At 69.9% G+C, this 21,016-nt stretch carries 15 protein-coding genes; 9 read left to right on the forward strand and 6 right to left on the reverse strand.

Annotated features, from left to right (window positions below; genetic code table 11):
• Window positions 1-17: 17 nt before the first annotated feature.
• Window positions 18-1,316, forward strand: a complete 1,299-nt coding sequence (locus tag HF576_RS00680) for an MFS transporter (protein WP_168910873.1) — start codon at window positions 18-20, stop codon at window positions 1,314-1,316.
• 9 nt (window positions 1,317-1,325) lie between these two features.
• Here the strand turns inward: HF576_RS00680 and HF576_RS00685 are convergent, their stop codons facing one another.
• Together HF576_RS00685 and metG are read right to left on the reverse strand one after the other, a co-directional pair.
• On the reverse strand, window positions 1,326-2,216 hold the full coding sequence (locus HF576_RS00685) for a TatD family hydrolase (RefSeq protein WP_168910874.1): 891 nt from the start codon (window positions 2,214-2,216) through the stop codon (window positions 1,326-1,328).
• Between the two features lie 127 nt (window positions 2,217-2,343).
• A complete protein-coding gene (metG, locus tag HF576_RS00690; protein ID WP_168910875.1) occupies window positions 2,344-3,924 on the reverse strand; it encodes a methionine--tRNA ligase in 1,581 nt (526 codons plus the stop codon).
• Between the two features lie 388 nt (window positions 3,925-4,312).
• Here metG and HF576_RS00695 point away from each other — a divergent pair, with 388 nt between their 5' ends.
• Both HF576_RS00695 and HF576_RS00700 read left to right on the forward strand, forming a co-directional pair.
• Window positions 4,313-5,422: an IS110 family RNA-guided transposase gene (locus HF576_RS00695; RefSeq protein ID WP_168910876.1), complete on the forward strand. Its 1,110-nt coding sequence runs from the start codon at window positions 4,313-4,315 to the stop codon at window positions 5,420-5,422.
• A 238-nt stretch (window positions 5,423-5,660) separates the two neighbouring features.
• On the forward strand, window positions 5,661-6,197 hold the full coding sequence (locus HF576_RS00700; RefSeq protein ID WP_168910877.1) for a hypothetical protein: 537 nt from the start codon (window positions 5,661-5,663) through the stop codon (window positions 6,195-6,197).
• 146 nt (window positions 6,198-6,343) lie between these two features.
• On the opposite strand, the gene HF576_RS00705 is transcribed toward HF576_RS00700, so the two are convergent.
• Complete coding sequence (locus HF576_RS00705) at window positions 6,344-7,360, reverse strand: substrate-binding domain-containing protein (protein ID WP_168910878.1); 1,017 nt, start codon at window positions 7,358-7,360, stop codon at window positions 6,344-6,346.
• 203 nt (window positions 7,361-7,563) lie between these two features.
• Between HF576_RS00705 and HF576_RS00710 the strand changes: the two genes are divergently transcribed.
• From HF576_RS00710 to HF576_RS00730, 5 genes are all read left to right on the forward strand, one after another.
• Window positions 7,564-9,585 (forward strand): beta-galactosidase, encoded by a 2,022-nt coding sequence (locus HF576_RS00710; protein ID WP_168910879.1) that lies wholly within the window; start codon window positions 7,564-7,566, stop codon window positions 9,583-9,585.
• Between the two features lie 28 nt (window positions 9,586-9,613).
• Window positions 9,614-10,843, forward strand: a complete 1,230-nt coding sequence (locus HF576_RS00715) for a sugar ABC transporter substrate-binding protein (protein WP_168910880.1) — start codon at window positions 9,614-9,616, stop codon at window positions 10,841-10,843.
• A 79-nt stretch (window positions 10,844-10,922) separates the two neighbouring features.
• Window positions 10,923-12,554, forward strand: a complete 1,632-nt coding sequence (locus HF576_RS00720) for an ABC transporter permease subunit (RefSeq protein ID WP_168910881.1) — start codon at window positions 10,923-10,925, stop codon at window positions 12,552-12,554.
• Window positions 12,554-13,465 (forward strand): sugar ABC transporter permease, encoded by a 912-nt coding sequence (locus HF576_RS00725; RefSeq protein WP_168910882.1) that lies wholly within the window; start codon window positions 12,554-12,556, stop codon window positions 13,463-13,465. Before HF576_RS00720 ends, HF576_RS00725 begins: the two co-directional genes overlap by 1 nt.
• Before the next feature lie 40 nt (window positions 13,466-13,505).
• Entirely contained in the window at window positions 13,506-15,713 is a 2,208-nt protein-coding gene (locus HF576_RS00730; protein WP_240948607.1) for a glycosyl hydrolase 53 family protein, read from the forward strand.
• Here HF576_RS00730 and rsmI read toward each other — a convergent pair.
• Window positions 15,710-16,528, reverse strand: coding sequence for a 16S rRNA (cytidine(1402)-2'-O)-methyltransferase (gene rsmI, locus HF576_RS00735; protein WP_168910883.1), 819 nt, complete (start codon window positions 16,526-16,528; stop codon window positions 15,710-15,712). The two genes, HF576_RS00730 and rsmI, sit on opposite strands and share 4 nt — an antisense overlap.
• Before the next feature lie 23 nt (window positions 16,529-16,551).
• Here rsmI and HF576_RS00740 point away from each other — a divergent pair, with 23 nt between their 5' ends.
• On the forward strand, window positions 16,552-18,198 hold the full coding sequence (locus tag HF576_RS00740; RefSeq protein WP_343234133.1) for a dolichyl-phosphate-mannose--protein mannosyltransferase: 1,647 nt from the start codon (window positions 16,552-16,554) through the stop codon (window positions 18,196-18,198).
• A gap of 1 nt (window position 18,199) precedes the next feature.
• Here HF576_RS00740 and HF576_RS00745 read toward each other — a convergent pair whose 3' ends face one another.
• Together HF576_RS00745 and HF576_RS00750 are read right to left on the reverse strand one after the other, a co-directional pair.
• Complete coding sequence (locus HF576_RS00745) at window positions 18,200-20,119, reverse strand: thioredoxin domain-containing protein (RefSeq protein WP_168910884.1); 1,920 nt, start codon at window positions 20,117-20,119, stop codon at window positions 18,200-18,202.
• A gap of 17 nt (window positions 20,120-20,136) precedes the next feature.
• Window positions 20,137-20,973, reverse strand: a complete 837-nt coding sequence (locus HF576_RS00750) for an aldo/keto reductase (RefSeq protein ID WP_168910885.1) — start codon at window positions 20,971-20,973, stop codon at window positions 20,137-20,139.
• Window positions 20,974-21,016 lie beyond the last annotated feature (43 nt).

A 21,016-nucleotide genomic window follows, 5' to 3' on the forward strand; every position in this document is an offset into this window, starting at 1 on the left:
TCTCGTAGGATCGAGGGATGCCCTCGCTCGGCGAACTCATCGCACCCCGCCGCCTGGGCATCGACTTCCGGTGGCTGCTCGCCTCGTCGTGGACCAGCAACATCGGCGACGGAATCGCGTTGTCGGCGGCGCCCCTGCTGATCGCCTCGATGACGTCGTCGCCGATCCTCGTCGCGGCCGGCGCGATGATGCAGTTCCTGCCGTGGCTGCTGTTCGGCCTGCTCGCGGGTGCGGTCGCGGACCGTCATGACCGTCGCCGGCTGGTGATGCTGGCCAACGGCCTGCGAGCCGTCATCGTCGGGGCGCTGGTCGTGTTCCTGGTCAGCGGCCACGCCAACGTGTGGATCGTGCTGGCGACGGCGTTCCTGTACGGCACCGCCGAGGTCTTCGCGGATTCGGCCGGCAGCACGCTGCTGCCGATGCTGGTGCGGCCCGCCGATCTCGGCATCGGCAACGCCCGCCTGCAAGCCGGCTACCTCGTGGGCAATCAGCTGGCCGGTCCCCCACTGGGCGCCTTCCTCTTCGCGATCGGCTCGTTCTGGCCCTTCCTGGTGCAGATCCTGTGCGTGTCGCTGGCCGTCGTGCTGATCTCCCGCATCGCCCGCACGCCGCTTCCCGAACGCGACGCGCCCGTGGGCACATCCCACGCGATCCGCGAGGGGCTCCGCTGGCTGCGCGGCAATCCGCCGGTGCGCACGCTCGTGCTCATCATCCTGGTGTTCAACGTGACGTGGGCGGCGCCGTGGGGCGTGCTCGTGCTGTACGCCACGGAGCACCTGAACATGGGAGCCGTCGGCTACGGCGCGCTCACGACGGCCTCCGCGCTCGGCGGGCTCATCGCGATCGGCAGCTTCGGCTGGCTCGAACGCCACGTGTCGTTCGCGACCCTGATGCGCGTGTGCCTGTCGCTCGAGGTGCTCATGCACCTCGGATTCGCGCTCACGAGCACGCCGTGGGTCGCCTTCGTGATCATGTTCGGCTTCGGCGCGTACGCGTTCGTGTGGGGCACGATCTCGACGACCGTGCGCCAGCGCCTCGTGCCCATGGAGCTGCAGGGCCGCATCGCCTCGGTCAACATGGTCGGCGTCTTCGGCGGCCTCGTGATCGGCCAGTTCCTCGGCGGCCTCATCGCCCAGACGTGGGGGCTCACGGCGCCGTGGTGGTTCGCGTTCGGCGGCTCGGCCATCACGCTGCTGCTGGTGTGGCGCTCGATCTCGCACATCGCTGCGGCCAAGCCGGTTCTCGATGCCGAAGAAGCGGACAGAGCGAGCCGCGACGAGGAGCCGGGCGCCGGTGGTCTGCCGCTGATCGACTGACCGCCGCCGTCAGTCCTCGAACGAGCCGTACACCTCGAGGGTGTTCGCGGCGAGCTGGGCGCACAGCTCGTCGAGGTCCACCTCGAGCTCGACGGCCAGGAACCGCACCGTCACCGGGATCAGGTACGGCGCATTCGGACGACCCCGATGAGGCGTCGGCGTCAGGAACGGGGCATCCGTCTCGACCAGGATCCGCTCGCGCGGCGTGACCTTCAGCGCATCGCGCAGGTTCTGCGCGTTCTTGAACGTGACGTTGCCCGCGAACGACAGGTAGTAGCCGCGTTCGGCGGCGACCTCGGCCATCTCGACGTCGCCCGAGAAGCAGTGGAACACCGTCCGCTCGGGCGCACCCTCGCGCTGCAGCGTCTCGAGGACGGCGTCATGCGCGTCACGATCGTGGATCTGCATCGCGATGCCGTGCTTCTTCGCCAGTGCGATGTGCGCTTCGAAGCTCTCGTACTGGGCCGCCAGCCCGTCCTCGGCCGTGCGGAAGAAGTCGAGTCCCGTCTCGCCGATCGCGCGCACCCGCGGCTGCGCGGCGAGCTCGTCGATCACGGCGATCGCGTCGCCGAGGCGGCCGGCCGCCGCATAGGCCGGAGCCTCGTTGGGGTGGATCGCCACCGCCGCGAGAACACGGGGGTGGGATGCCGCGGCCCACGCCGACCAGCGGCTCGAGTCGATGTCGCCACCGGCCTGCACGACCCCGGCGACACCCACCGCGGCGGCGCGGTCGAGCTGCTCGTCCAGCGACAGGGGTTCCTCGCCGTCCTCGATCTCGAGATGCGCGTGGTTGTCGTACACCGGCACCGTGAGGGGAACCGGAGCGTCGGGGTAGGTCACATCGCGCGAGCCCTTCTCCCGCGTGCGCACGTACTGCGACGGATCAGCCGACTGGCTCATGCGTGTCTCACTTCCTGCGGCTCGCGGGCTCCCCGCCCGCATCTTCTCAGACAGCGTTCCGGATGCTGTCACAGAAGTCGCCGCCGGCGCCGGCCGGACGCACAACTTCTGTGACACGACCGGGTCGTCAGACCGACTGCTCGACGCGGGGGAAGAGCGGGGCCAGTCCGTTCACCGACGTGCCCGGTGTGAGTACTCCCCACGCGCCGGCGTCGCGGATCGGCTGATCCTGCAGGCGCCCGAGCGTCTCGGCCGCGCCCAGCGCGATCCACAGCTTCTCGGTCGAGACCGGCATCACTGGCGAGAGCAGCACGGCCAGGGCGCGCAGCCCCTCGGCGGCCGTGTACAGCACGGTGCCCAGGCGCTCACGCTGGGCATCGTCCTTGGCGAGAGCCCACGGCTCGTTCTCGGTGATGTACAGGTTCAGCGCGTCGACGATCTTCCAGATCGATGTGATCGCCTCGTCGATGCGGAACCGCTGCATCGCAGCGTCGGCCGCGGCCGCGGCATCCGCCACCGTCTTCTGGATCTGCTCGTCGGCCTCGGTATACGCGGCCGGCGGGGGCACGACGCCCTCGAAGTAGCGCTCGACCATCGCGGTCGTGCGCGAGGCCAGGTTGCCGAAGCCGTTCGCGAGCTCGGCCTGGTAGCGGGCCGACAGGTCCTCCCACGAGAACGAGCCGTCCTGCCCGAACGCGATCGCCGACAGGAAGTAGAAGCGGTACGCGTCGGAGCCGAACACGTCGGTGATCTCGGTCGGCGCGATGCCGGTGAGCTTCGACTTCGACATCTTCTCGCCGCCGACCAGCAGCCAGCCGTGCGCGAAGACACCCTTGGGAACCTCGACGCCGGCAGCCATCAGCATCGCGGGCCAGATCACCGCGTGGAAGCGCAGGATGTCTTTGCCGACCACGTGGTATGCCGGCCAGCGGCGAGCGAACTCCTCCGGGTCGGAGCCGTAGCCGACCGCCGTGGCGTAGTTGAGCAGCGCGTCGACCCACACGTAGATGACGTGGCTCTCGTCCCACGGCAGCGGGATGCCCCAGTCGAACGCCGACCGCGAGATCGACAGGTCCTTGAGCCCGTTCTTGACGAACGAGACGACCTCGTTGCGCGCCGAGTCCGGACGCACGAAGTCGGGCACGCTCGAGTACAGCTCGAGGAGCTTGTCCTGGAACTCGCTGAGCTTGAAGAAGTAGTTCTTCTCCTGCAGCAGCTCCAGCGGCTTCGAGTGGATCGCGCAGACCTTGAGCCCCTCGAACGCGCCGGTGCCGTCGACGATCTCGGACTCGGGCTTGAACTCCTCGCAGCCCACGCAGTACAGGGCCTCGTACTCGCCCGCGTAGATGTAGCCGCGGTCGTAGATGGCCTGCACGAACTGCTGCACGCGCTCCTCGTGGCGAGCCTGCGTGGTGCGGATGAAGTCGTCGTTCGCGACATCCAGCGTCTCGAGCAGCGGGAACCAGGATTCGGTGACGAGCTTGTCGACCCACTCCTGCGGCGTCACGCCGTTGGCCGACGCGGCGCGCATCATCTTCTGGCCGTGCTCGTCGGTGCCGGTCAGCATCCAGGTGTCGTCGCCGGCCTGGCGGTGCCAGCGGGCGAGCGCGTCGACGGCCACGGTCGTGTAGCCGTGGCCGATGTGGGGCACGTCGCTCGGATAGTAGATCGGCGTCGTGATGTAGAAGGACTGGCGGCCGGAAGTCACCCGACGAGTCTAGTTCGAGCGGATGCCCCGGCCGGCGGTGTGACAGCGGGCTCCGGCCCGCCCCCACGCGGTTCGTTCGTCACATATGCACGCTGTGAGTCTCGAGGTGGCTGGTCTGGGACTGGCTGGCAGGGTTGGTGTTGGTCGTCTTCGTCCGGTCGTGGCTCGATATGCCGCTGGCCCCTTGTGGGCCTTTCTTTCGATCTGTCCGTCTCGGGCGAGGGCGGCCGACGCCACCTGGCCCACCTCGATGGCCTGATTAGAAGCCTGCCCGACCCTCTGGGGTCGTGGCCCGTCACAGTGATGCCGCGAAGTGACTTCCTCCCGGATCGGCGCCGGCCGCCGCGCGGCCGTGCCGTGTTCCATCGAAAGGAAGGACCGATCCGCAATGACGATCGTCGCGCACTCCCATCCGTTCGTCGTGGGCGTGGATACCCACGCGAAGACACACACCTATGCCGTCGTCGAGACGGGGAGTGGACAGCTGTTGGCCTGCCAGCAGTTCCCGACCACACCACCGGGCATCGCCCGCGCGATCGGCTGGGCTGGCCGCTTGACCGGGGGCCAGGCCGATACCTTGTGGTCGATCGAGGGTGTCGCCACCTACGGGGCGCGACTGGCCCGCGCCGCCGCCGACAGCGGATACGAGGTGGTCGAAGCACCTCGCATCAGCGCGAGGACCCGCCGCGGCGTCGGTAAGTCCGACCCGTTGGACGCCCGTGCGATTGCAGCAGCAGTGCTGCCTCTGGAAGACACGCAGCTGCGTCGTCCCCGCGCCGACGACGGGACCCGCCAAGCGCTGCGCGTGCTGGTGGCCGCGCGCGACCAGATGGCCACGGAGAAGACGGTGAACGTGAACGCGCTCACCGCGCTTCTGCGCACCAATGATCTGGGAATCGACGCCCGCAGACCCCTGACCGCGGCGCAGATCGGGCAGGCATCACGCTGGCAGAAGCGCATCGAGCCTCTCGCCATCGCCACCGCGCGAGGCGAGGCCGTCCGGCTGGCCCGCCGCATCGTGGACCTGCAGCGTGCGCTGACCGAGAACCACGCCCGTCTGACCGAACTGATCATCGCGAGTCCCGCCGCGCCGCTGCTGCAGGAGACCGGCGTCGGCGCTTACACCGCCGCGGTCGTCATCACGGCGTGGTCCCACCCCGGCCGGGTCCGAAGCGACGGCGCGTTCGCGTCGCTCGCCGGCGTGAGCCCGCTCCCCGCGTCCAGCGGCAACACGACCCGTCACCGTCTGAACCGGGGTGGGGATCGGCGTCTGAACAAGGCGCTTCACTTCATCGCGATCACACGAATGAGTCGCGATCCCGGCACGAAGGCCTACCTCGACAAGCGCCTCGCCGAAGGGCGCACCCGACGCGAGATCAGACGGTGCATCAAGCGCTACCTCGCCCGACACCTCTACCGAACCCTCAACGCGCTTTACGAACACCCCGCCGAGGAACGGCCCACCTCAGCCTCCACCCTCGCTCCGACAATCGGCTGATCACGCGGGGAGGGGACGACGAAGTGCCCGAGTGAGCGGTTGATAAGCGGAGCTCGCAGCGCAGCGGAGAGCGGAGTCTGCAAATAGCGAACGACAGGAACGGAGTCGTCAGCGCCCCGCTACCCTCTCGCCGTCGGAGAGGGGCATCGCTCTCGTGCGCGATGTCGCAGGGCTGATGCTCGATCACGTTTGCGAAACGGACCAGCCAGAAGGTGCGTCGGGTCGATACCGTAACGCCATGCGCCGCCGCCTCGCTTCCATCGCGGTGATAATTGGGCTCGCGGTCGTCCTCACCGCCTGCAGCCCACCATTCATCGGCACGATCGGCGTAGAGCGAAACGACGATGGGACCCTCACGGTGCTCATTCGAGTCTGCCGGGACTACGTCGAAACGCTCATCGTCGACCCGATCAACTCGTTTCCCAACGCTAAGAACGGGGCCCCGTTGAGCGATAGATGGGAGTCAGTACCGAACATAGAGTTCCCCCTGAGCCCGGCGGTGGAAAGCGCCGCCGACGTTCCCTTCCCGGTCGACGAGGCGGATCTCGAAACATACGTTCTCTATCGACTCTGGGCGGGGAGCCGAGAAGGCAACGCGTTCTCGGGCCAGTTCGGCGCTTCGGAACTCGCAGCACTCAAACCAGGCGAAGTGTTGGCCGGGCCGACGCGCGACGACGAGGAATCCGAGTACGTGAGAGATGACGGGCGAGGTGGGACCTTCATGATCGTCAGCCGCGACGCATTCGAGGAACGCGCCGAGGAGTTCTGCACTTAGCCTCGTGGGACCAGCTGCCTCGGGCTCAGCAAGCCCCACACACCCGACGCTACCCCAGCGGCCGACGCAACTTGACAAACATAGAAGCGTCGAAAGCGGCCGTATCGCGTACACAGGTGACGAACGAACGTCGTGGCGAGGGGCGGTCAGGCGCTCGCGCGGCGAACGAGGGTCGTGGGGAGCGTGATCGGCTCGGGCTCGGCCCCGTCGATGACGCGCAGCAGCAGCGAGACCATCTCTTCGCTGAGGCGATCCCACGGCTGGCGCATGGTCGTGAGCGGCGGCTGGTGGGTCGCGGCCAGCCCGGAGTCGTCGAACCCGGCCACGGCGATGTCGTCGGGCACCCTCAGTCCGGCCTCGCGCAGCGTCGCGATCGCGCCCGCCGCCATGAGGTCGCTGGCCGCGAAGACCGCGTCGATGTCGCGCGTGCGCTCGAGCAGTCGCGACATCGCGGCAGCGCCGGAGTCTTGACTGTAGTCGCCGGCTTCCACCAGGTCGGGGTCGAAATCCTCACCCATCTCGTCTCGGAAGCCGACCAGGCGGAAGCGTCCACCGGGGGTGTCGTGCGGCCCCGCGATCATGGCGATGCGGCGGTGACCGCGCTCCCGCAGATAGCGCGTCATCTCGCGGGCCGAACCGATCTCGTCGACCGAGACGGTGGGCACGGAGGCATCATGGCCGAGCGGGATGCCACAGCACACCGTGGGCACGCCTGCTTCGAGCAGCTGCTCGACCAGCGGGTCGGCTTCGTGCGACGAGATGAGCAGCACCCCGTCGACGTGCCCGGCTCCGACGAAGTGGGCGACGTTGGCCCGCTCGGCCGGCGTCCCGGCCACGAGCAGGACGAGCGTCATGGACCGCTGGGCCAGTGCCTCGGCCGCGCCGCGCAGCAGCAGGGCGAAGGTCGGGTCGTCGAACAGCAGATGCTGGGGCTCGGTCAGGAGGAACGCGAGCGAGCCGGCACGGCCGGTCGCGAGGCTGCGGGCGGCGTGATTGGCGGTGTACCCGGTGCGGCGGATCGCCTCTTCCACCGCGACTCGGGCGTCGGGCGAGACCCAGTGGCCGCCGTTGATGACGCGCGAGACGGTGCCGCGCGAGACGCCCGCGGCCGCAGCCACGTCGCGAATCGTCGGCTTGCGCCGTACAGACGTCGTCTCCTCCACGACGAGTGACTCTACCCCGCCCGCGGTCCTCGTCTGCGTGCCGACACGACACCGACTGTGACCGGTCACAGTTGAGTAACGGTTGCCGTGCCCACCGTGCGGGGCGGCATCCGTCTCAGGTAGAACTGTGACCGGTCACAGTCCGCGACTCCCCGTCGCTCGGATCCGACCGAGCCTCACCCTTTCGACCCGATGGAGCGTCCATGACCTCGCCCGACCGCTGGCCCGAGATCCGGGGTATCGCCTATGGCGGCGACTACACCCCCGAGCAGTGGCCCCGGGAGGTGTGGCGCGAGGATGTCGCGCTCATGCGCGAGGCCGGAGTGAACCTCGTCAGCGTCGGCATCTTCTCGTGGGCTCTGCTGGAGACCAGCGAGGGCGTGTTCGACTTCGCCTGGCTCGACGAGCTGCTCGACCTGCTGCACGAGAACGGCATCGCGGTCGACCTGGGCACGCCGACCGCCTCTCCCCCGGCCTGGTTCTTCGCGAACCACCCCGACGCTCGCGTCGTGACCCGCGACGGCACCGTCATGGGCTTCGGTGCGCGGGGCATGGCCTCCCACTCGTCGGCGGCGTACCGCGAGGCGATCGTCCGGATCGCCTCCGCGCTTGCAGAGCGCTACGGCTCGCACCCGGCCGTCGTGCTGTGGCACGTGCACAACGAGTACGGCGTGCCCGTCGGCGAGGACTACTCCGCGCAGTCGGTCCAGGCGTTCCGCGGCTGGCTGCGCAGCAAGTACGGCTCACTCGACGCGCTCAACGCCGCGTGGGGCACCGCCTTCTGGGGCCAGCGCTACGGCGAGTGGGATCACGTCGGTGCCCCGGCGGTCGCCCCCTCGGTCGTGAACCCGGCGCAGCGCCTCGACTTCGCGCGCTTCACCGACCACCAGCTGCGCGAGTGCTTCATCGCCGAGCGCGACGCGATCCGCGCCCACGCGTCGCAGCCGATCACCACGAACTTCATGGCGAACCAGAGCTGGACCACCGACATGTGGGCCTGGGCACGCGAGGTCGACATCGTCTCGGACGACCACTACCTGTGGGCCGCCGACCCCGAGGGTGAGATCGGGCTGGCCATCGCGGCCGACCTGTCCCGGTCGGTCGGCGGCGGCAAGCCGTGGATCCTCATGGAGCACTCGACCTCCGCGGTCAACTGGCAGCCGCGGAACGTCGCCAAGCGCCCCGGCGAGATGGCACGCAACTCGCTCACCCATCTCGCCCGCGGGGCCGACGCGATCCTGTTCTTCCAATGGCGCGCCTCACGCTCGGGCGCCGAGAAGTTCCACTCCGCGATGATCCCCCACGCCGGCACATCGTCCCGCGTGTGGCGTGAGGTCGTCGAGCTCGGAGCCGCCTTGGACCGGCTGGACGAGCTGCGGGGATCGCGCGTGCAGGCGGATGTCGCGATCCTGTGGGACTTCGAGTCCTTCTGGGCGCAGGACCTCGAGTGGCGCCCGTCCGTCGACGTCTCACACGCCGAGCGCATCCGCGCGTTCTACGAGGCGCTGTGGCGCGACGGCATCACCGCCGACTTCGCCCTCCCCGGCCATGACCTCTCGCGGTACAAGCTGGTGATCGCCCCCGCGCAGTATCTGCTGAGCGCCGCCGACGCGGCGAACCTCACCGACTACGTGTCTCGCGGCGGCACGCTGGTGGTCTCGTTCTTCTCGGCGATCGTCGACGAGAACGACGCCGTGCACGCCGGCGGCGGCTTCGTGGCTCCGCTGCGCGAGGCGCTGGGCCTCGTCGTGGAGGAGTTCCTCCCGCTGCGCGAAGGTGCACGTCACGAGGTGCGCTGGTCCGGCTCATCCCCGGCCACCCTGATCGCCGACGCCTGGCAGGAGGACCTCGTCCTGGAGGGCGCGGAGCCGCTGGGCACCTACGTCGACGGTCCCGGTGCCGAGGGCGCCGCGATCACGCGTCACCGCCACGGTGCAGGCAGCGGCTGGTACATCAGCACGCGACTGGATGCCGCGGGCCTTCGCACCGTCATGGCCGAGGTCTACGCCGATGCCGGAGTGACGGCATCCACTCGCCCCGAAGGCCTCGAGGTCGTGGTGCGCCGCAGCGCGGACGCGGCGTTCATGGTCGCGATCAACCATCGCGACGAGCCTCTCACCCTCACCGCGAGCGGCGTCGAGCTGCTCACCGGTGACGCCGTCGACGGTGAGCTGACCGTGCCCGGCGGCGGCGTCGCCGTGGTGCGCACGACCGACGACACCTGAATACCCACCACCACCGAAAGGGAACATCATGCGTAAGCAGATCGCATTCGGAGCGCTGGCGCTCACGACCGCGGTCGTGCTGGCCGGCTGCGCCGGCGGCTCGACCGACGACGGCGAGGGCGAGAACAGCGACGGCAGCGGCGTCGAGCTCGTCATCTGGACCGATGAGGAGCGCGAGCAGGCCATCTCGGATGCCGCCGCGGCGTTCGAGGAGGAGACCGGCGCCACCGTGACCCTCGTGCAGAAGAACTTCGAAGACCTGCGCAACGACTTCATCGCCCAGGTGCCGACCGGCGAGGGTCCCGACATCACCGTCGGCGCGCACGACTGGCTCGGCGCGCTCGTGGCTGCGGGCGTCGTCGACACCATCGACCTCGGTGACAAGGCCTCGGAATTCGAGGAGGTCGCACTGCAGGCCATGACATACGACGGCCAGCTGTACGCCCTGCCGTACTCGCTCGAGACGATCGCGCTCGTGCAGAACGTCGACCTCGTCGGCGAAGAGGCGCCGGCGTCGTGGGACGACATGATCGCGCGCGGCCTCGCGTCGGGCGCCGAGCGCCCGTTCGTCATCAACACGAACGGCGAGACCGGCGACGGCTACACGATGTACGGCTTCCAGACGTCGTTCGGCGCACCCGTCTTCGTGCAGGACGAGTCGGGGTCGTACACGTCGGAGGTCGCGATGGGCGGTGCTCCGGGCGAGGCGTTCGCGTCGTGGCTCGGCGCGAACGGCTCGGCCGGCACCGGCTACATCTCGACGACGGTCGACTACGACATCAACAACGAGCTGTTCAACTCGGGGCAGGCTCCGTACACGATCCAGGGACCGTGGGCCATCAGTGCCTACCCCGACGTGAACGTCGCGGTCAACCCGATCCCGTCGGCGGGCGGCCAGCCGGCGGCGCCGTTCGTGGGCGTGCAGGGCTTCTACCTCAGCTCGCAGTCGAAGAACGCCCTGCTCGCGCAGGAGTTCCTCGTGAACTACATGGGCACCGAGGACGCGCAGCGCGCGCTGTACGAGGCCGACCCGCGCATCCCCGCATGGTCGACACTCGCCGAGGAGGTCGCCTCCGACCCGATCATCGCGGGCTTCCTCGCGTCGGCGCAGGCCGGCGTGCCGATGCCGAGCATCCCCGAGATGGGATCGGTGTGGGACCTGTGGAACGCCGCGCAGTCGCAGATCATCAACGGCGCCGACCCGGTGACGACGTGGAACACCATGGTCGCCGACCTCGAAGAGACGGTCGCCGGCTGACAAGCCGCCGGAGGGCGGGTGAGTGCCTCTCCCCGCCCTCCGGCCCCCACCGACCCGCGCACAGCGACAGGAGCACAGCATGACGGTGGATGCCCCTACCACGCCGGCCTCGCCGCCCGACACGGCCCACCCGCCGCGCCGCGAATCGCACGCGCGCCGGTGGCGCGGTCCCGGCTGGGGCTTCCTCGCCAAGGTCGCCCTCATGGCGCTGGTCAACGCTTTCGGCGTGATGGCGCTGATCAGCGCATTCCGGGCGGAGTCGTGGGTCGTCTTCGGCGCGACGCTCGTGCTGCTCCTGGCGGCCGACGTGGTCTACTTCACCAAGCGCGCACTGCCGCTGAAGTATCTGCTGCCGGGCCTGGTGTTCCTGCTGGTCTTCCAGGTCTTCATCTTCGCGTACACGGCGTACATCGCCTTCACCAACTACGGCACGGGTCACGCCGGCACCCAGGAGCAGGCCGTCGAGGCGGCGCTCATCCAGGGCGAGCGGCGCATCGAGGACTCCGCCACCTACCCGCTCTCGGTGGTCGAGCGACTCGGCGGCGAACTGGGCTTCGCGATCGTCGATGAGGACGGCGACGTACAGGTCGGCTCGGCGACCGAGCCGCTGAGCGCCGCCCGCGACGCCGAGGTGGGAGCGGGGGGCGTCCCGACCGATGTCCCCGGCTGGACCGTGGTGCCGCGCACCGCGGTCATCACCGACCCCGCGCTGCAGGAGCAGATCGCCTCGCTGCGGGTGCCGGTCTCAGATGACCCGAACGACGGCTCGATCCGCACGCGCGACGGCTCGTCCGGCGCGGTCTACGAGTCGACGCTGGTGTGGGATGCCTCGGCGCAGACCATCACCGACACCACGACCGGCACCGTGTACACCGCGAACGACCGCGGCTCGTTCGTGTCGGCCGAGGGCGACGCGCTGCCCACCGGGTGGTACGTCAATGTCGGCTTCGACAACTTCCTGCGGCTGTTCACCGATCCGGTCCTCGCGCAGACGCTCCTGGCGGTGACCGCGTGGACCTTCGTCTTCGCGATCCTGTCGGTGGTGCTGCCGTTCGCGCTCGGGCTGCTCCTGGCGCTCATCTACAACGACGCGCGGCTCAGGGGCAGACGCTTCCTGCGGACGCTGTACATCCTCCCGTACGCGTTCCCGGCGTTCATGTCGGCGCTTCTGTTCCGCGGCATGTTCAACGCGGAGTTCGGCGTGATCAACGACCTGTTCTTCTTCGGCGCCGACATCAACTGGCTCGGGGACCCGTGGCTCGCACGCGGCGCGGTGATCTGGGTGAACCTGTGGCTCACCTACCCGTACTACTTCCTGGTGTGCACCGGTGCGCTGCAGGCTCTCCCGCCGGACACGCTCGAGGCGGCGCAGCTGGACGGCGCGGGCCGCTCGCGGCAGTTGCGCTCGATCATCCTGCCGCTGGTGCTCGTGGCGACCGCGCCGCTGCTCATCTCGTCGTTCGCCTTCAGCTTCAACAACTTCACCGTCATCTACATGTTCAACAACGGCGGCCCGGCGATCCCGGGGGCGCCGTACGCGCTCGGGGCGACCGACATCCTGATCTCCGCCATCTACGACATCTCGGGGGTCTCGGGCGGCGCCGCCGACTACGGCCTCGCCAGCGCCCTGTCGATCCTGGTGTTCGCCGTCGTGGGGGCCATCTCGGCCGTCGCGTTCCGCCAGACCCGCAAGCTCGAGGAGTTCCAGTGATGTCCACCGCCACTGCCGTGACCGCCTCGACCACTCGTTCGGATCCGGGTGATCGCCGCACCGCACGCCGCCGCCGCTGGCTCCTCGACGTCGGCTGGAAATACCTCCTGGCCGTCGTCGTGGTCTTCTACTCGATCTTCCCGCTGGTGTACGTGCTGTCTGCCTCGCTCAACCCGCGCGGCACCCTGGCCGCCAGCAATGCGCTGTTCAGCGTGCTCGACCTGTCCAACTACGCAGCGCTCGGCGAGACGCGTTTCTGGACCTGGGCGGGCAACACGCTGCTCATCGGCGGGATCGCCGCGATCGGTGCGGTGCTGATGGGCGCCGCCGCGGCGTACGCGTTCTCGCGGTTCCGCTTCTCGGGCCGCCGGGCGAGCCTCACGGGGCTGCTCATCATCCAGATGTTCCCGCAGGCGCTCGCCTTCGTCGCGATCTTCCTGATGCTGCTCGCGCTGGGCGAGGTGGTGCCCGCGCTCGGACTCAACTCCAAGATCGCGCTCATCTGCGTCTACCTCGGCGGCGCGCTCGGCGTGAACACGTTCCTCATGTACGGGTTCTTCAACACCGTGCCGATCGAGATCGACGAGTCCGCCAAGATCGACGGCGCCACCCACGCGCAGATCTTCTGGCGGCTCATCATGCCGCTGGTCACCCCGATCCTCGCGGTGGTCGCGCTGCTGGCGTTCATCGCCGCCTTCGGCGACTACATCATCGCCAAGATCGTGCTGGTCTCGGAGGAGAACTGGACCCTCGCGGTCGGCATGTACCAGTGGGTGTCCAACCAGCTGGCCTCCAATTGGGGGCTCTTCGCCGCGGGCGCCGTGATCGCCGCGATCCCCGTCCTCGTCCTGTTCCTGTCGCTGCAGCGCTACATCGTCGGCGGCCTCACCGCGGGGTCCGTCAAGGGCTGAACCGCCCGGAGGACCCCTGATCAACGTCGATCGGAGAATCATGACCACTCGCATCCGCCCTCGCACCATGGCCTCCGCGCTCGCCGCGGGCGCAGCATCCGTCGCCCTCGTCATCAGCGGCGCGCTGACCGCATCCGCGGCCGGCGAGACCGCCGATGATGGACCGGTGGACGCCGGCATCTTCGTCGACAAGATCGAGGGCCTCGCCGAGGACTTCGCGATGGGCGTCGACGTGTCGACCGTGCTGTCGCTCGAATCCAGCGGTGTGGTCTTCCGGGATGCCGCGGGCCAGCCGGCCGACCTGTTCGACGTGCTCGCCGACAACGGCGTGAACTCGGTGCGCGTCCGTGTCTGGAACGACCCGTACGACGCGTCGGGCCGGGGCTATGGCGGAGGCACGGTCGATGTCGACCGCGCCGTCCAGATCGGGCAGCGAGCGACCGCCGCCGGAATCGACACGCTGGTCGACTTCCACTACTCCGACTTCTGGGCCGACCCGGCGCGCCAGCTCGTGCCCAAGGCGTGGGCGGGGCTGAGCGACGCCGACACCGTCACGGCTCTGCACGAGTTCACCGCCGATGCCCTGCAGCGCTTCGAAGATGCCGGCGTCGACGTGCGCATGGTGCAGATCGGCAATGAGACCAACAACGCCATCGCGGGCCACACGCGCCCCGGCCGCGAGATCGACGCGCAGTTCGCCGCACTCGTCTCGGCCGGAAGCGCCGCCGTGCGCGAGGTGCTGCCGGACGCACTCGTCGCGGTGCACTTCACCAACCCCGAGACCTCCGGCCGGTACGCGACCTACGCAGCGGGACTGGATGCTTTCGGCGTCGACTACGACGTGTTCGCGAGCTCGTACTACCCGTACTGGCACGGCACGATCGGCAACCTCACCGCCGTCCTGTCGGACGTCGCCACCACCTACGGCAAGCAGGTGATGGTCGCCGAGACCAGCTGGGCGCACACGCTCGAGGACGGCGACGGCTACCCGAACGTCATCGGGGCGAGCGGCATCACCGGCCAGTACCCGGTGAGCGTGCAAGGCCAGGCCTGGGAGCTGCGCGATGTCATCGCCGCGGTCGCCGCGGTCGGAGACGCCGGGATCGGCGTGTACTACTGGGAGCCGGCGTGGCTGCCCGTCGGGCCGGCGTCCGAGGTCGAGGGGAACCGCGCGCTGTGGGAGCAGTTCGGCTCGGGCTGGGCGACGAGCGCGGCCGGCGACTACGACCCGCTCCACGTGGGCGACTCGTACGGTGGGTCGGCGTGGGACAACCAGGCCCTGTTCGCGTGGGACGGCACACCGCTGGAATCGCTGCGGACGTTCTCGTACGTCCGCACCGGTGCGGTCGCGCCGCGCCAGATCGTCTCGATCGAGGACGTCGCGCTCACCGTAGTGGACGGCACGCCGATCGCGCTTCCGCCGACCCTCGCGATCGACTTCAACGACGGCACGACCGAGCACCACGCGGTGCGGTGGAGCGACGCCGTGAGCTGGATCCGCGGGCCGGGGCAGTACGTCATCCCGGGGACGACGGACTCGGGCCACGCGGTGACCGCGAGCGTGACCGTCACCGCCCCCAACCACGTCGTGAACCCCGGGTTCGAGAGCGATGACCTGAGCGCGTGGACCCTCACCGGGCCTGCCGCGCGCCAGGAGACCGCAGACGCCTTCGCCGGCGACTTCGCGGTGACCTTCTGGAACGGGTGGGCGTACGAGACGTCGGCGTCGCAGACCGTGACGGGAGTCCCCGCCGGGACGTACGTGCTGCAGGCGACGACGCAGGGCACGAACAGCCCGGCCACCGACACGCGCACCCTCGCGGCGACCACCGCGGAAGGCACGTGGAGCGCGCCGATGGAGTTCACGGTGTGGAACGACTTCCACACCGCCGAGGTGCCCGGGATCATCGTCGGGGCCGACGGCGTGGTCGAGATCTCAGCCGAGTTCTCACTCTCGGCGGGCGCGTGGGGTGTGCTCGACGAGGTGCGCCTGATCGACACGGCATCGGTCGGCGGGGGCGAGCAGGCCGACACGTCCTCACTGGAGAGTGCACTCTCCGACGCGGCATCCGTTGATCGCGAGCGGTATACGCACGCCTCGCTCGCGCGCCTCGACGACGCGATCGCGGTGGGCGAGGTGGTGCTGGCCGGCTCGAAGGCGACGGCGGCGGACGTTAAGGCAGCCACGAAGGTCGTCGAGAAGGCGATCCGTCAGCTCAAGAAGGCGAAGGAGCCGAAGGAGCGCTAGGCCGGACCCGTCAGGGTCGCCTGGTACAGCTCGCGGCTGGAGTGGCCGGTCAGTCCGGCCACTTCGGCCGCGGCATCCTTTCGCCGTACGCCCTCGCCGACGAGTGCCCGCACCTGCGCGACCGCATCGGCGAACGGCACCTCCCGCGCAGCGCCACCCTCCACGACGAGCACGACCTCGCCCCGCACGCCGCCTTCGGCCCACGTCGCAAGCTCGGCCAGAGTGCCCCGCACGACCTGCTCGTGCAGCTTGGTGAGCTCACGGCAGACGGCACCGCGCCGGTCGGCGCCGAATGCGGCCGCCATGTCGGTGAGCGTCGCCGCCAGACGTGAGGGTGCCTCGAAGAACACCATGGTGCGCGGCTCGGCGGCGAGCAGGCGCAGCGCCCCCATGCGCTCGCCGTGCTTGCGCGCCACGAAGCCCTCGAACGTGAAGCGATCGGTCGGAAGGCCCGAGACGGCCAGCGCGGTCACCACCGCGCTGGGTCCGGGGATGACGGTGACCTCGACACCGGCGGCGGCGGCCGCGGCCACGACTCCGTAGCCGGGGTCACTGACCGTCGGCATCCCGGCGTCGCTCAGCACGAGCACGTCCTGGGTCCGCGCGAGCTCGACGAGCTCGGGTGCGCGGTCCTTCTCGTTGTGGTCGTGCAGCGCGATGAGGCGCGGGCGGTTGGACACCCCGAGCGCCGCGAGCAGACGCTGCGTGGTTCGTGTGTCCTCGGCGGCGATGATCGTCGCCTGCTCGAGCGCTTCGACGAGGCGACGGGAGGCATCCCCCAGGTTTCCGATCGGCGTCGCCGCGAGGATGATCACGCCCTCAGCCTAGACTTGGCCGGGTGACGGACGCCCTTCGGCCAGCTGCCGACCCGCCTGCCGCACCGCTCCTCCCCCCGCCTTCCCGCCGGCCCGCACGCCCGAGTCTGTACGACCGGTTCGCACGGCGCGTGAACGGCGACGAGCGGGCGCGGCGGCTGTACCGGTGGCTCGGGCCCGCGATCGTCCTCGTGCTCGCCGCGGTCGCGCGTCTGTGGAACCTCGGCGCCGCGCACGACCTGATGAACCAGTTCGACGAGACGTACTACGTCAAGGACGCCTGGACGCTGCTGCAGCTGGGCTACGAGGGGTCGTGGCCCGAGGACGGCAACGCGAGCTTCCTGTCGGGCGACGTCGGCGTCTTCTCGACCGACCCGGCGTTCGTGATCCATCCGCCGCTGGGCAAGTGGATCATCGCCCTCGGCATGCTCGCGTTCGGCCCGGGATCGGGGTGGACGTGGCGCCTCACGACCGCGCTTCTCGGCATCGCGGCGGTGCTGCTCCTGATGCTCATCGCCCGGCGCCTCACACGGTCCACGACGTTCGCCGTCGTCGCGGGACTGCTGATGGCCGTGGACGGGCTCGCGATCTCGATGAGCCGCGTGGCGCTCCTGGACACCGCGCTCACGTTCTTCGTGCTGCTCGCGTTCCTCTTCGTCCTGGTCGACCGGGAGCGCACGATGACGCGCATCGCCGAGACGGTCGCGGCGCGCGTCGACGGCGACGCGCTCCCGCTCTCCTCAACGGTCAGGTGGGGCCCGCTGCTGTGGAACCGGCCCTGGATCCTGGCCGCCGGAGCAGCGCTCGGCGCGGCGTGCGCGGTCAAATGGTCGGGGGTCTGGGTGCTCGCCGGGCTCGGCATCTATCTCGTCGTGACCGACGCGCTCGCCCGCCGCCGCGCGGGCGTGCTGTTCTGGCCCTCCGACGCGCTGCGCCAAGGCGGCGTCACCTTCCTGCTCCTCGTCCCGATCGCCGCTGTGGTCTACCTCGCCTCGTGGACCGGCTGGCTCGTCACCGACGGCGGCTACGACCGTCATGTCGCGGACGCGAACCCCGCGACCGGGCTGTTCTCATGGGTGCCGCTGCCGTTGCAGAGCTTGTGGCAGTTCCACGTGACCATGTACAACTCCGCGGCCGGCATCACATCGGGTCACACGTACGCGAGCCCCGCGTGGCAGTGGCCGCTGCTGCTGCGCCCGACCGGCATGTACTACCACCACGATGCGCTGGGGGTGGACGGCTGCGCCGCGGCCAACGGGTGCTCGCAGGTCGTGTCGAGCATCCCGAACCCGCTGGTCTGGTACGCCGGGGTGGCCGCGGTGCTGTATCTGGCGTACCGGTTCATCGTGTCGCGCGATTGGCGGCACGCCTTCGTGCTCACCGGAATCGCCGTGACCTACGTGCCGTGGCTGTTCTTCCCCGAGCGGACGGTGTTCCAGTTCTACACGGTGCTGATGCTGCCGTTCATGCTGCTGGCGCTCACCTTCGCCCTGCAGCGCATCGCGGCATCGGGTGCTGACGACGATCGCCGCCACACCGGCCAGCGGCTCGTGCTGGTGTTCCTGGGAGTGGCGCTGCTCCTGGCGGCGTTCTGGTACCCGGTGATCTCGGCCATGGCGGTGCCCTACGACTTCTGGCGGCTGCACAACTGGCTGCCCAGCTGGATCTGAATCAGTCCCCCAGTTCAGTGGGATCGGTCACCGGAAGCCGGCACGCGAAATCGCGGCAGTCGTAGGCCGTTGGCAGGCCATCGCGCGTCGTCTTCTCGGCGAACAGCTCGAAACCCGCCTGGTTCCACGCGCCTGCGGCGCTCTGCGCGAGCACCGTGAAGAGATCGGAACGGATGCCACGCCCCGCCGCCGCGAGGCCGGCACCGGCCGCGGCACCTGGGGCCGTAGCCGATATCGCTTCGGTTCCGCCCGCACCCGTTGGTGCCGCATCCGGCAGCACGATCACGAGCTGTCGCGGCGCTGCCGCGAGGGTGGCGGCCACTCGCAGCAGCGCCCCGTAGGCGAGCGGCTGCCCGACGGCGGCCCGCACGTGCGGCGCGACGATGTGCTCGGCCACCGCCCGATAGCGGTCCCCGGCGCCGACGAGCCACAACGCCACGGCAGCCTCGGCGAGCGCCGCGCGCCCGGAGGGCTCGTCGGCGTCGGAGGCGGCATCCGGGGCACCGATCCCCTGCGCCGCCAGCACCGGGTCGCCGCCGCCCGGCACCGCGACCTCGCCGTCATCGGTCAGGCACGCGTCGACCAGCTCCCGCGCGCGCACCGCATAAGCGACCTCTCCGGTGGCGAGGGCCAGGGCTGTCAGCCCAGCGGCGAGCTGCCCGTAGTCGGCCGGGGTCGCGGCGGCCGACGAGGGGATCTCGTCGAGGGAGGCGCGCAGCAGGCGTCCGTCGGGCCTCACGTTGCTCTCGAGCACCGCATCGGCCGCCCAGCGGGCGGACTCGAGCCAGCGCTCCTCGCCGTAGCGAGCCCCGGCGCGAGCGAGGGCGCCGATCGCGAGCCCGTTCCAGCCCGTCACGACCTTGCCGTCGACGGCGGGTGGCTGCAGGTCCGCGCGAGCGGCGGCATCCCGTGCGTAGTACCCGCCTTCGCTGCGCCGGCCGTCGATCCATGACTCCGAGTCCTGCGCGGCCCCGAACCCGCCGGTCGGCTGCTGGAGCACGTCGACGAGGAAGCCTGCGACCCCCCGTGCGACGTCGTGCGAACCCGCATCCGTGGCGACGTCGAGCAGCTGCGCGTTGTCGGTGAGCATGCGCTCGTAGTGCGGCACCGTCCAATCCGGGCGCGTCGCATAGCGGAAGAACCCGCCCTCGACCGGGTCGCGCAGGGGCGACGCGGCCATCGCGGCGAGCGCGCGGTCGGCGACGACGGATGCCTCGGCCGCCGTCTCGCGCACGAGGCGGGCCTGCAGGAACTTCAGGGCCGTGGCGACGGGGAACTTCGGCGCCGCCGACGCAGGATCGCCGAAGCCGCCGTGGCGCGGATCCTCGCGTCCTGCGAGTGTGCGCGCGGCTTGGGCGATCTCGGGCGCCGTCAGCGCATCGAGGGTCGCCTCACCGGAAGGCCCGGAGCCGACCGAGGCGCGGACGTCGGCGAGCGCGCTCGCGACAGCATCCGCCGTCCCGTCGATCTGATCGCGGCGCTCGGTCCACGCCTCGCGCACCGCCGCCAGCACCTGACGGAACGACGGCAGGCCGCCACGAGGCTCCGGCGGATAGTACGTGCCCGCGTAGAACGGGCGCCCCTGCGGGGTCACGAAGACGGTGAGCGGCCAGCCGAGGTTCGGCGCGAAGGCCGAAGCGGCGGCCATGTAGGCGGCGTCGACCTCGGGATGCTCCTCGCGGTCCACTTTGATCGCGACGAAGCCGGCGTCGAGGTCGGCCGCGGTGTCGGCATCCTCGAACGACTCGCGCGCCATCACGTGGCACCAGTGGCACGTCGAATATCCGATCGAGACCATGACAGGCACATCTCGTGCCCGAGCCTGGGCGAAGGCCTCCTCGCCCCACGGGAACCACGCGACCGGATTGCCCGCATGGGCTCTCAGGTACGGGCTCGTCGCTTCCGCGAGGCGAGGATTCATGGCATCCGGTCCCTCCGTCAGTTCACCTCGTCGGGGTGCGAGCTGACGCGTCCCGAACCGTCGCCCGGGTCCATCGCGTCGATCGCGGCCACCTCGTCAGGGGTGAGTTCGAAGTCGAAGACGTCGAGGTTCTCTTCCAGCCTCTCGCGCCGAACCGACTTGGGGAAGACGATGAATCCTTTCTGGAGGTGCCAGCGCAGCACCGCCTGCGCCGGCGTCTTACCGTGCGCCTGCGCGGCGGCAGCGACCGGCTCGGCGGCGAACAGGTCGTACTTGCCCTGGCCGAGCGGACCCCACGACTCGATCCGGACGTCGTTGGCGGCGGCCCAGTCCGTGATGTCCCGCTGTTGGTAGGCGGGGTGCAGCTCGATCTGGTTCACGGCCGGCACGACGCCGGTCGCCGCGATGATGCGCTCCAGGTGCGGCACCAGGTGGTTCGAGACGCCGATGCTGCGTGTGAGACCGGCGTCGCGCAGCTCGACCATCTTCTCCCACGCGTGGACGTACTCGTCCTTTGCGGGCGCCGGCCAGTGCACGAGGTACAGGTCGACGTGGTCCATGCCCAGCCGCTCGAGGCTCTCCCCGATCGCGGCGCGCGGCTGCTCGTCGTGGTGACGGTCGTTCCACAGCTTGGTCGTGACGAACAGCTCGTCACGGGCGATGCCGCTCGAGGCGATCGCGGCGCCCACGCCCTCCTCATTGCCGTAGATCGCGGCGGTGTCGATGTGCCGGTAGCCGACCTCCAGCGCCTCGGCCACGGCTCGCTCGGTGTCGGCGGCGGGCACGCGGAAGACGCCGTAGCCGAGCTGCGGGATGGTGTGGCCGTCGTTGAGGGTCAGGGTGGGAATCGTCATGACTCCCAGCCTACGAGCGCCGCGCGCTCACGTCGCCGCCGTC

The sequence above is a fragment of the Microbacterium salsuginis genome, assembly GCF_012524205.1.
In the GTDB taxonomy this organism is placed as follows: domain Bacteria; phylum Actinomycetota; class Actinomycetes; order Actinomycetales; family Microbacteriaceae; genus Microbacterium; species Microbacterium salsuginis.